Here is a 12755-nt window from a genome sequence, read left to right as displayed (position 1 = left end):
TAATCGCGCGTTAGATTGCTATTTAGACTATAATTAATTTGAGGTGTGCTATTTTTAAACAAGTTTCTCGCTTTTATCGTAAAATGTTTCAGCATGAAGAACGGCAAAAATCGCACTATGTCTCCATTTCCCGTAATGAACATAATATTTCTCGTAAAAATATAAGCGAAAATGCCTTAAAAGTTCTTTATCGCCTAAATAAACAAGGATATGAAGCTTATCTCGTTGGTGGATGTATTAGAGATCTTCTTTTAGGTAAAAAACCTAAGGACTTTGATATTGCCACAAATGCTACTCCTGAGCAAATCCAAAAGGTGTTTCGTAATTGTCGCTTGATTGGAAGACGTTTTCGCCTAGCTCATATTATGTTCGGTAAAGAAATAATTGAAGTAGCTACTTTTCGTGGTGAACATGATGGTCAAAGCGAACATACCAACATATCTAAACGTTCACAATCTGGCATGCTATTACGTGACAATGTATATGGTACGATTGAACAAGATGCTATTCGCCGTGACTTCACGATGAATGCTCTTTATTACAATGTTAAAGACTTTACTATCCGTGATTACTGTGGCGGGTTAAACGATTTAAAAAATGGCATTATTCGATTAATTGGCGATCCACAAACAAGGTACCGTGAAGATCCAGTTAGAATGTTAAGAACGATTCGTTTTGCGGCCAAACTTAACATGAAAATTGATCATGCAACAGCTGATCCCATAAAAACGCTTGCTCCATTGTTAAAAAATATTCCATCAGCGCGACTTTTCGATGAATCTTTAAAGCTATTACAATCTGGTAATGGTTACAACACTTATATTTTATTAAAACAGTATCAACTATTTGAACAACTTTTCCCGGTAGTTGAACGCTTATTTGTACACAATAATAATGGTAATTTAGAGAAAATTATTGCTCACGTATTAAAAAATACTGATTATCGAATAGCAAACGAACAACGTGTCAATCCAGCTTTTCTCTATGCAGCCTTTTTTTGGTATCCAATTATAGAACAAACTCAACTTAACTGTATTGAAAGTGGCTTACAATACTATGATTCTTTTTCTATGGCTATTAATGATGTGTTAAGCGAACAGTGCCGAATTATCGCAATTCCCAAACGATTAACAAATATAATGAGTGACATTTGGCGCTTACAATTAAGAATGAAGAAGCGTGAAGGGAAACGCGCCTTTGTGATTTTGGAACATCCAAAATTTCGTGCCGCTTATGATTTATTAGAAATGCGAGCATCTATTGAAAAAGGTGAATTGTTAGATTTAACCAAATGGTGGGATGAATTTCAACATGAATCAACCGAAAGAAAAATATCTATGGTTAAACAACTCGGTAAAAGCAATAAACGACGAACTAAACGTTAATTTTCATTCGCACTTTTATAAATAATCGCTATAATGTTTTAATTAAAATAATCATAATTACAATCTAATCATTGATGAAAAAATTATCACTCTCTCTTATTGCTATAGCGGTTACATTTTCTTTGTACAATTATAATAGTCCTAGCTACGCAATTGGTTTGCCTGAAAATGACACTAATAACCCCCAGTGTCTAATTAATGTACCAAAATTTGAGCGACCTATTGTAAATGGTGATATAAATAATTTACCAGTTAATGCAGAGGCAGATCAATTTGAAGCGATTTATCCTAATTTAGCTATTTATAGTGGCAACGTTTATGTTGAACAGGGTAACCGTACAGTTCAAGCTGATAAAGTGACTATTGACTCTAAAGATGCAAATAACCGCATGGTGACATTAGATGGAAACATCATTTATCAAGATAACTTGATAAAAATGAATGGTAATCATGCTGTAATGAATCTTAATAGCAATGATTCGAATATACATCCTAGTGAGTATCATTTAGTTGATCGGCTTGGTCGTGGTAAAGCCGATGAAATGAAACTGGAAAAAAATCGCTATATCATTCTAAAAAATGGTAGTTTTACTTCTTGCCCAGTAGATGATAGTACTTGGAATATTAAAGGTACTACAGTAATTCATGATAACGAAGAGCAATTACTTGAAGCCTGGAATGCAGTATTTAGCATCGGCAAAGTACCTGTTCTATATTCGCCTTATTTACAATTACCAACAGGCAATAAAAGACGATCTGGTTTATTAATACCCACTTTTGGTTACGACAGTATTGATGGTGTTGACTTCGCCTTACCTTTTTATTGGAATATCGCGCCTAATTATGATGCAACTTTAACACCAAAAATATTACAACATCGTGGTGTACAATTACAAAACGAATTCCGTTATTTAAATCAGTTAGGATTAGGAACTATCGCGTTTGACTGGTTGCAACATGATAACCAATACAATGAAGATAGAAAAAAATTACTAAATGGAAATAATTATGGTAATAATAATAATCGATGGTTATTCCATTGGAAAAATGAAGAACTAATAAATTATAATTGGCGATTATATACTGATGTTACAAGGGTTAGTGATAATCAATATTTAACGGATCTTAGCTCTAAATATGCCTCTCAGACAGATGGATATTTAACACAATTTTATAAATTAGCTTATAATGATGAAAATTGGGATGTAGCTTTAGGTTACAAACATTTTCAACCTTTTCATTATAATAACCTTTACCAAACCCAGCCACAATTAGATATTAACTATTATACTTACGATCTGGGTCCACTAAAATTCAAAACATTTGCACAAATATCTCACTTTATAAATGCTACAAAAAATAAACCTAATGCATGGCGAACGCACCTTGAACCAACGCTTAACTATACGGTAACTAATTCTTGGGCTTCACTAGCAACTGAAACGGGGTTTATGGCCACCAATTACAAACAGCAAAACCTTAAAAGATACAATAAGATAAATAAAAAATCAGATAAAAAATTAGACAGTAATGTAAATCGATTTATGCCTAAATTTAGTATGGATGGTAAAGTGATTTTCGAACGCGATATTGAGTTTGTAGATGGTTATACCCAAACACTTGAGCCACGCATTAAATATACTTATATTCCCTATCGCAATCAATCCAATATTGATAACTATGATTCAAGTTATTTACAGGCTGATTACGCCGGCTTATTTAGAGATCAGTCTTATAGTGGTCTAGACCGTATAGCTTCAACAAATAAACTCGCTACAGGCGTGACTACACGCTTCTATGATAGTAATAAGGTTGAAAAATTTAATTTATCTCTTGGTCAAATTACTTATTTCACTAAATCTAAAACAAGTGAGAATAATAATGAATTAGATAAAAATTCAGATACGGGCAGTATTACATGGGCAACAGATAATTTTTGGCGTATCAGTAATGATATTGTTTTTCGTAGTGGCATCCAATATGATACTCGCATTGACACTATTGCTTTAGCCAATACTACTTTTGAATATCGACCTACAAGTGATAAATTAATGCAATTATCCTATCGATATGCAAATCATAATTATATTGCTACCGTAGATGACAGATATAAAGAATCATCAGATAAACGCTATAAACAAGATCTATCCCAAACGGGTATTATGGCTAGTTGGCCATTATCTGAAACAGTGAGTGTAGTCGGTTCTTATTATTATGATATGAAACAGAATCAAATTGCAGATAGCTTTGTTGGCTTACACTATAGTGATTGTTGTTGGGGAGTAACAATACAATATGGCCGAAAGCTAACCGATTGGGACGACAAGACTCATGTGAGCAAATATAAAAATAAATTTTCTATTAACTTTGAATTACAAGGTTTAGGTAATAGTCGTGATAGCAAAGCCAAAATGTTAGACTTTGGTAAGTTACCTTATACGTCAACGTTTGAATAAACTAACTGATAAATTTATAGCGATACAATTAATATCACAACAACATAATGAGTTAAATAAATATGAAATTATTAAAACTTTTTATTGCATTAAACTTAAGTATTAGTGTAGTACTTTTTACACCACTTTCAGCTCATGCTACTCCCAAAGTTATAGAACAGGTTGCTGCAGTGGTTAATAATAATGTCATTTTAGAAAGTGATGTTAATGATATGCTAAAAACCATCAAAGCTAGCGCCGAGCCGGGTACTTTACCTAGTGACAAAGTACTCCGACACCAGATCATAGAACGTTTAATAATTGAAAATTTAATTTTACAAAAAGCAGCTAAAGCGAAAATTACTATTAGTGATGACGAAGTAACTGGGGCGATTGATAGTATAGCAGCTGAAAATGGTATGACTATCGATCAATTAAGAAGTAAATTATCTGCTATGGGAATTAGCTATAGCACTTATCGAGAACGTATTCATAATGATATGTTGATTGAGCAAGCTCGTATGCATGAGGTTAGGCCAAGAATTAAAGTGTATCCTAGGGAAGTAGAGCAATTAACCAAGACAATGACTAATCAACCAACTAATAATATAGATGTCAAAATTAGTCATATTTTAATTTCAATTCCAGAAAAAGCATCTAAACAACAAATTGAAAGTGCCACAAATAAAGCTATGGATATTATTAATCGAGCTAAAAAAGGTGAAAATTTTGCTAAATTAGCCACATCATACTCTAATGATGATCTGGCACTAAAAGGTGGCGCTATGGGATGGCGAAAGCTTAATGAACTACCTACCATTTTCGAAGAACGCCTTATTCGTGCAGCAAAAGGGAGTGTAATAGGACCTCTCCGTTCAGGCGTTGGTATTCATATAATAAAAGTTGATGATACTCGTTCTGAAGCGCCGAAAAAAATCACCCTTCAAGAAGTGAATGCTCGACATATATTAATTAAAACTAATGTATTAGTTACTGATCAAGTTGCTAAACAAAAATTAATTGATATCCGTGAAGCTATTACTAGTGGAGCAACCACATTTACTGCTGCGGCAAAAGCTAATTCTGAAGATGCTGGCTCCAAAGATAGTGGTGGTAATTTAGGCTGGAATAGACCTGAAGTTTATGATAATGGCTTTAAAAGTGCATTATTACAATTGAAAAAAGGTGAAATCAGTCAACCAGTAAGATCATCTTATGGTTGGCATTTAATTGAATTAATTGATACTAGACAAACTGACGGTACTAATTTGGTTAAAAAAGATCAAGCTTACCGACTTATTTTTAACCGAAAATTTGCTGAAGAAGCTCAAATTTGGATTCAAGAACTAAAAGGTGATGCTTATATTAAAATTACAGGTGAAGGAAAGAATGAATAGTCGTGTTCATCAAGGGCATTTTGCCCGCAAGCGATTTGGTCAAAACTTTCTAAATGATAATTATATTATTGAAAGTATTGTAGCAGCGATACAACCTAAACAAGGTCAAGCCTTAGTTGAGATTGGCCCAGGACTTGCTGCATTGACAATACCAGTAAGTAAACATGTTGATCATCTAACTGTTATTGAAATTGATAGGGATTTAGCCAATCGATTAGTTGAAAATCCTTTTTTACAAAATAAAATTAGCGTGATTGAGCAAGATGCATTAACGTTTGATTTTAATCAATTGTTCGATAAATTAGGTCAACAATTAAGAGTATTTGGTAATTTACCTTACAATATTTCAACGCCTTTGATGTTTCATTTATTTGAATATGCACCTATTATTGCCGATATGCATTTTATGTTACAAAAAGAGGTCGTTACTCGTTTAGTTGCTGCGCCAAATAGTAAAGATTATGGTCGCTTAAGCGTTATGGCACAATATTACTGCCAAATTATCCCTGTTTTAGAAGTACCGCCTACTTCTTTTAAACCGGCCCCTAAAGTGGATTCTGCTGTAGTGAAATTAATACCTTATAAGGAAAAACCTTATTTGGTTAATGATGTCAAAATACTTTCACGCATTACTACAGAAGCATTTAATCAAAGACGTAAAACCATACGCAATAGTTTAGGTAATTTATTTACGACAGACCAAATGCTTGAATTAGATATTGATCCAAATTTACGAGCCGAAAATTTGACAGTAAAACAATATTGTCTATTGGCAAACGCTTGGAAATAAGCTTATGGCAAATCTATTAATTGGTGATATCCATGGTTGTTATGATGAATTTATGCGCTTACTTGAAAAAGCAAATTTTTCATCCTCGGATACGTTATGGTTAACAGGGGATTTAGTTGCCAGAGGCCCTAATTCACTAGAAGTTATTAGATTTGTTAAACGATATAGTCAACAAATTAGATTAGTATTAGGTAATCATGATTTACATTTGTTATCAATCTATGCCAATGTTACACCCTCTAAAAAGAAGGATAACCTTGACGAATTAATTCATGCTGATGATTTTGACGAATTAATGAACTGGTTACGTAAACAACCACTAGTCCAAATAGATGAAAAATTAAAACTTATTATGACCCATGCGGGAATAACACCACAATGGGATTTGGAAACATTAAAAAAATGTGCCCATGATCTAAATGTCGTTTTAAGTAGTGATTCATACCCCCTTTTCCTCGACAAAATGTATGGTAATTTCCCCGATGAATGGTCAACAGAACTACAAGGATTAGATCGACTACGGTATATTGCCAATGCGTTAACGCGAATGCGCTATTGTTACGAAGATGGTCGACTTGATTTTTATTATAAAAACCAACCTGATCAAGCGCCTTCAAAGCTTAAACCTTGGTTTGCTTTGCCGAGAAAAATCCCAACAGATTATAGTATAGCTTTTGGTCATTGGGCTGCGCTGAATGGAAAAGGAACACCTGAAAGCATTTACGCACTTGATACAGGATGTTGTTGGGGAGGGAAACTAACTTGTTTGCGATTTGAAGATAAGAAATACTTCAAAAAGAAAAACATTGAAACTAATTAAATTATAAAAAGGCTATTTTATTATGTCTGTACTATCTGTTGTGAAATCAATCTGGAAAATTATCAATTTAATCAGAGAAATTTTTCTCAATCTTGTTTTCTTAATTATTATTTTATTGATTTTTAGTGGTATAGCATTAATAAAAGAAGCAAATAAGCAAGATGTCATTCCTCAATTTGGCACATTAATTATGGATCTTGAGGGCGTCGTCGTTGATAACTCACTTTATAGTGATGAAATTTATGAAATACAAAATAAGATATATGGCAAAAGAGTGAATCTATCTCGTGAAAATAGCTTATTTAATTTAGTGCAAAAGATATCTCAAGCAACATCCGATCCTAATATTAAAAGTATGGTGTTGAAATTAGATAATTTTGTCGGTGCTGATATGAGCTCTTTACAGTATATTGGTAAATATTTGGCGGAATTCAAAGCCGCCAATAAACCTATCTATGCCATTGGTTCAAACTTTAATCAAAGTCAATATTATTTAGCCAGTTATGCTAATAAAATCTACTTGACTCCATTAGGTGCTGTAAATGTATTTGGATTATCAACCAATAACCTATATTACAAAACACTGTTAGATAATTTAAAGATAAATACGCATGTTTTTCGTGTCGGTACTTATAAGTCTGCTATTGAGCCATTCATTCGAGATAATATGTCGGAAGAGGCGAGAAGTAACACCTCTCGATGGTTAAACCTAATGTGGAACAACTATCTTGCTGACATTTCAATAGAAAGGAAAAAAGCACCGACACAATTAGTACCATTACCTGAGAATATGCTATCAGAATTAAAAGCGGCTAATGGCAATATGGCACAATATGCTTTAGCAAATGGTTTGATTGATGCAATAGCAACTAATCACGAATTTGAACTAGAAATCAATATAAAAAATAGAGTAAGTATTTATGATTACCGACTCAAGGAAAATACTAAACTTGCAAATAAAGAGCCTAAAATAGCCGTTGTTTTTGTCAATGGAACAATCACCAATGGAGAAAATAGCAGCAACGTTGCCGGAAGCCAAGATATCGTTAAGCAATTAAGAAATATTCGTAAAAATTTAAATAGAAATAATATACAAGCAGTTATACTTAGAGTAAATAGCCCTGGGGGAAGTGTTGATGCTTCAGAAGCGATTCGCAATGAATTAGAAGCTTTACGTCGTTACCAAATTCCGGTTGTTGTCTCCATGGGCGGTATGGCTGCTTCTGGCGGTTATTGGATATCAACTGCATCAGACTTTATTGTTGCCAGCCCAAATACAATTACCGGATCAATTGGCATCTTTGGTATAGTACCAACCTTTGAAAAATCACTTTCTCATATCGGTGTCTATAATGATGGAGTCTCAACATCACCATTAGCAAACAGAGGCGTAACTCAGAATCTATCCAGTGAAATGAACCAATTTATTCAAATGAATATTGATCATGGTTATCATACTTTTATCTCTTTAGTAGCAAAAGCACGAAATATGACTACAGAACAAGTAGATAATATAGCCCAAGGTCAAGTATGGTTGGGTTCAGAAGGAAGTGAAAATGGTTTAGTTGATAAACTAGGTGATTTTGATGATGCAATTGAAATGGCTGCTACATTAGCTAATATTTCAAATTACCAAATAGATTGGCAAAAACAAGAAGGTAATTGGCTTAATGCTTTTTATTCAGATATGATAGCCATGATGCCGAAATCAACAGCAGAAATATTGTTTGAAAACATACCAGAAGTAAAACAGATCAAACAACAAGTCTCGTTCTTAGATAAATTCCAAGATGGACAAAATCGTTATATTTACTGCCTAAATTGTGCTGATATTAGATAATTAAAATAATCCACCTTAACGGTGGATTTTTTTTAATTCTTATTTGTCTGCATGGAAAAAATAACGCATATTATTCATTGCAGCATGAATGAGATTATAATTAGGAGTTTCATTTACTTCATTATTATAAGCATCGAAATAATGACTAATACCTAGACGATTAACAAAATAAATGTTGTCTTTAGTCCGTACAGCATAAGAACTATAATTTGACATCAGTAACCAATCTCGATCTTTTATTGGACTAAACAAATCATATCCAGTCGAATAGTCAGTAATATCATTTTTTACATGTAAATAATGGCGCATGATCGAAGGCACAACATCTTCATGGCTAGTAAATTTATTTGTATTATCATTTATATGTTGAAGATCTTTTGCTCCAATAATAATAAAAGGTACTTTAGTTTGAGCATCCGTATAGTTGCCATTATGTCCCCAAAAACCTAACTTATTATCATTCATTTCTTGAGAATGATCACCAGTAATAACAATCAACGTATTATCTAACGAACCAGACTGTTTAAGTTCATCATAAACTTTTTGCAATAAATAATCATCATAATAGACACTCTGTTTATAACGATTAAAAATTGGAACGGGATCTGTATTATTATTTAATGTCATGTAATTGAGGTCACCAACTGGTTTAAATTTTATTTCAAAATCTTTTGGGAAATCATAAGCGTGTGGTGCGTCAAAAAACAAAAAAGAAAAACTCGGGTTAGATTTGTCCCTAGATCTATACCAATTTATCCAGTCATCAGTTATTTGTTCATCACGACTTGACGCAAGACCATTTTTACTACTGATTCTTAAATTTTTGATAGTTAAAAAAGCAGTACGATCAAATTCAGGAGCAGTAACTTTAGCTGAAGTAAAAATCCCAATATTATAATTTTCTTTTTGTAGAGTAGTTATAAATAGCGAAGGGATACTGTTTCTTAAAAATGAATCCCAGTATGTGCCAGGAATACCATAAAAAAGACCAAAAATACCGGTTCGAGTAGCATTACCTGTTGAATAATGATTATTAAAAATGATACCGTTATTCTGTGTAACAAAATGATAAGTATTGGGGGAAATATCTGGACTAAAAGTATCATAACGCCAAGAGTCTAATACAATAAACATAATATTAGGTGTTGCTTGATTATCTGGATTAATCAAAAGATCTTTTTTAGGATAATAGATACTTGCGTGCTTATTATTCCTCTCAATAAGTACTTTACGTTGTCCTGATTTATCAAAAAATCCCATTATCTTTTTTGAGGTAAATGGACGGTATAAAGGAATATATTCTTTGACAACCATAATCGGTGAATAAGCGTAATAAAAAGCTACCATATGTATCAGATGACTGATAACAAAACAACAAGCAAGAAAAACTGTCGGTATAATTAATATTTTAGATCGAATAACTTTAGGGTTAAATTTTTTATCAAATAGATAGAGAATTAAATATTCCACTCCACAAAAAACAGATATTAACAAAAACATTAATATATAAGTCGCAGTTGAAAAATCCACAACCTGACCGGAAAAAACCATAGATAATACCGACTCATTGATATGAAATCGATATTGTTGGAAAACAATAGTATCTATATATAAGACAATTTGGAATAAACTGAATATAAGTGCCAAACAGATATTAGTTAATTTTTTATTCATCCAAAGCAAGGGAAGAGATAAAATAAAAAATAATAAGTAAGCTGAAAAAAAATGACCTAAAACTGCAATAAAAGCAAAAAGGCTTCCATCCCAAGTCAAAGAGGTGCCTAGTACCCAAAAATATTGTACTGCTATTATTGACGAAATAAAAATATTCACTAACAAGAACAAATAAAGTTTTTTCATAGAAAACCATTCAATAAAAGGCTAAATTTTTTAATAATAATGTTTTTTTTATTTTGAGTCAGCGCCTCCTCAAAATTTTTAATAAAAAAAACAATAAATGTATAAAGATTAATATTAAATTAACAAAAAGGGCTCTCTGTAGAGCCCTCTTATAATGTTATGAATGATTATCTTCGATCAGCAAATATTCGCAGTAACATAATAAATAAATTGATAAAATCTAGATAAAGCGTTAATGCACCTAATATCACATAACGCCTGAACATATTTTGATCGTCTTTTGATAAGTGGACACCAAATTGCTTAAGTTTTTGTGTATCATAAGCAGTCAATCCGGCAAAAACAAATACGCCAATATAAGTTACTGCCCACATTAAAGGTTCGCTGTGCAAAAATAGATTAACTAAAGAGGCGATAACAATACCAATTAGTCCCATGAATAAAAAGCTACCAAAACCAGATAAATCACGTTTAGTCGTATAGCCATAAAATGCTAACGCACTAAACATTCCAGCGGTAATAAAAAAGACACTGGCAATTGAAGATGACGTATAATAAATAAAATATATAGAAAAAGTACAACCATTTATTACTGAATAAAGCATAAATAAAGTTGTTGCTGCAGCACCAGACAAACGATTAATCATTCCTGAAATAACAAATACCAATCCAATTTCAGCAATTAAAAGTACCCACATCACTCGTGATAATAAAATGAGAAACTCATAACTAGTTGATGCGAACCAAGCAACAAAAGCAGTTAAAAGTAAACCAACCGCCATCCAACCATACACTTGACTCATGTATGTTTGTATACGGCTACTTGTCTGTTCTATAATTGAACCATTAGGAGTATAACTTGACATATCTTTCCTCTCATGAAAATAACATAACGACCTTATTATATATTAAATAGGGATTAATACCATTTCTTCAAGGCATTTTCATCTGATTGCTTTGCCTCTACCCAGTTTTCACCACTAGCAGTTTGTTCTTTCTTCCAAAATGGTGCTTTATTTTTTAATACATCCATAATAAATTCAGTTGCGGCAAAAGCATCTCCGCGATGTGCCGAACTAATACCGACAAAAACGATACTCTCATTAGCATTAATTTTGCCAACACGATGTACTAATGCAACTCGACTAATTGACCACCGTTCTCTCGCTTGATGAATAATATTGCTCAACACTTTTTCTGTCATTTGTGGATAATATTCTAACGTTAAACTAATCACTTGATGTTCTAAACTACGCACTTTTCCCATAAAAGTGACTACAGCTCCATCTTGAGGTAACTCATAGAGCCATGTTATTAATGAATTTATGTCAATAGCTGATTGGTTAATTTTAATAATATTCATATTATTACCCACCGGTTACTGGTGGAAAAAACGCAATTTCATCATTACGTTGAATTATATGATGATAATCAACTAGAGTATGATTTACCGCACATAATACGGTTTTTTCTTTTAAAGCTAATGACCATTTGTCACCTCGTAAACTAAGCTGCTCTAAAAGTTGAGCTATTGACATTTGATCTACCATTAATTCCAAAGATTCAATGCCTAACAACTCTCTAATTTGTGCAAAAAAATAAATTTTATTCATACTTTCATTGTTCTATTTTGTTTAAGTTATATTCGCCTGATTTACCACCAACTTTATTTAATAATCTAACTTGATTGATAATCATATCTTTCTGACTAGCTTTACACATATCATATATCGTTAATGCAGCTACAGAAGCAGCAATCAATGCTTCCATTTCTACGCCAGTTTTACCTGTTACCTTACAAACTGACTCTATTCTTACACTATGATTTTCAAATAGAGGTTCAATATTGACCTCAATTTTACTAAGTAGTAATGGATGACAAAGTGGTATTAACTCCCATGTCCGTTTCGCAGCTTGAATTCCTGCAATTCTAGCAGTCGCAAACACGTCACCTTTATGATGTTTTCCTTCAATAATCATATTAAATGTTTCTGTATTCATTAATACTATTGATTCTGCCCTAGCCTCTCGATAGGTTATCTGTTTTTCCGAAACATCCACCATATGAGCATCACCACGTTGATTAATATGTGAAAATGACGCTGACATTTTTAAATACCCTTAAACTCATGTTTTAATTTGTCACTCAAGATAACAAATTTTGTTTATCGATACTACTAGCATACACATAAAGTGTTGAATATTTAATTTAGAAATAATTAATTTGT

Annotated in this window: 11 protein-coding genes; 6 read left to right on the top strand and 5 right to left on the bottom strand. The window is 32.5% G+C overall.

Features of this window, described 5'->3' with window-relative positions; all coding sequences use genetic code 11:
• Positions 1-83: 83 nt before the first annotated feature.
• The 6 genes from pcnB to sppA all read left to right on the top strand — a co-directional run bounded on the left by pcnB (position 84) and on the right by sppA (position 8667).
• Entirely contained in the window at positions 84-1385 is a 1302-nt protein-coding gene (gene pcnB, locus B6D18_RS04745) for a polynucleotide adenylyltransferase PcnB (RefSeq protein ID WP_216818845.1), read from the top strand.
• Between the two features lie 74 nt (positions 1386-1459).
• Complete coding sequence (lptD, locus tag B6D18_RS04740) at positions 1460-3841, top strand: LPS assembly protein LptD (RefSeq protein ID WP_086363394.1); 2382 nt, start codon at positions 1460-1462, stop codon at positions 3839-3841.
• A gap of 62 nt (positions 3842-3903) precedes the next feature.
• Positions 3904-5217 carry a peptidylprolyl isomerase SurA gene (gene surA, locus B6D18_RS04735; RefSeq protein WP_086363393.1) on the top strand — a complete coding sequence of 438 codons (1314 nt, stop codon included), beginning with the start codon at positions 3904-3906 and terminating at the stop codon, positions 5215-5217.
• On the top strand, positions 5210-6007 hold the full coding sequence (gene rsmA / locus B6D18_RS04730; RefSeq protein ID WP_086363392.1) for a 16S rRNA (adenine(1518)-N(6)/adenine(1519)-N(6))-dimethyltransferase RsmA: 798 nt from the start codon (positions 5210-5212) through the stop codon (positions 6005-6007). Before surA ends, rsmA begins: the two co-directional genes overlap by 8 nt.
• Positions 6008-6011: 4 nt before the next feature.
• A complete protein-coding gene (gene apaH / locus B6D18_RS04725) occupies positions 6012-6827 on the top strand; it encodes a bis(5'-nucleosyl)-tetraphosphatase (symmetrical) ApaH (protein WP_086363391.1) in 816 nt (271 codons plus the stop codon).
• A gap of 22 nt (positions 6828-6849) precedes the next feature.
• Positions 6850-8667 carry a signal peptide peptidase SppA gene (sppA, locus tag B6D18_RS04720; protein ID WP_086363390.1) on the top strand — a complete coding sequence of 606 codons (1818 nt, stop codon included), beginning with the start codon at positions 6850-6852 and terminating at the stop codon, positions 8665-8667.
• Positions 8668-8706: 39 nt separating this feature from the next.
• Here the strand turns inward: sppA and B6D18_RS04715 are convergent, their stop codons facing one another.
• The 5 genes from B6D18_RS04715 to moaC all read right to left on the bottom strand — a co-directional run bounded on the left by B6D18_RS04715 (position 8707) and on the right by moaC (position 12636).
• A complete protein-coding gene (locus B6D18_RS04715) occupies positions 8707-10527 on the bottom strand; it encodes a DUF3413 domain-containing protein (protein ID WP_086363389.1) in 1821 nt (606 codons plus the stop codon).
• A gap of 167 nt (positions 10528-10694) precedes the next feature.
• Entirely contained in the window at positions 10695-11393 is a 699-nt protein-coding gene (locus B6D18_RS04710; RefSeq protein ID WP_086363388.1) for a Bax inhibitor-1/YccA family protein, read from the bottom strand.
• Positions 11394-11446: 53 nt separating this feature from the next.
• Positions 11447-11890 carry a molybdopterin synthase catalytic subunit MoaE gene (gene moaE, locus B6D18_RS04705; protein ID WP_086363387.1) on the bottom strand — a complete coding sequence of 148 codons (444 nt, stop codon included), beginning with the start codon at positions 11888-11890 and terminating at the stop codon, positions 11447-11449.
• A 4-nt stretch (positions 11891-11894) separates the two neighbouring features.
• Positions 11895-12140 carry a molybdopterin synthase sulfur carrier subunit gene (gene moaD / locus B6D18_RS04700; RefSeq protein ID WP_086363386.1) on the bottom strand — a complete coding sequence of 82 codons (246 nt, stop codon included), beginning with the start codon at positions 12138-12140 and terminating at the stop codon, positions 11895-11897.
• 4 nt (positions 12141-12144) lie between these two features.
• Positions 12145-12636, bottom strand: a complete 492-nt coding sequence (gene moaC, locus B6D18_RS04695) for a cyclic pyranopterin monophosphate synthase MoaC (RefSeq protein WP_086363385.1) — start codon at positions 12634-12636, stop codon at positions 12145-12147.
• Positions 12637-12755: the final 119 nt, after the last annotated feature.

It is taken from the genome of Gilliamella sp. A7 (genome assembly GCF_002142015.1).
Taxonomy (GTDB): Bacteria; Pseudomonadota; Gammaproteobacteria; order Enterobacterales; family Orbaceae; genus Gilliamella; species Gilliamella apis_A.
Note: the sequence above shows the minus strand (reverse complement) of the source record. Positions and strands in the feature narration are given on the sequence as shown.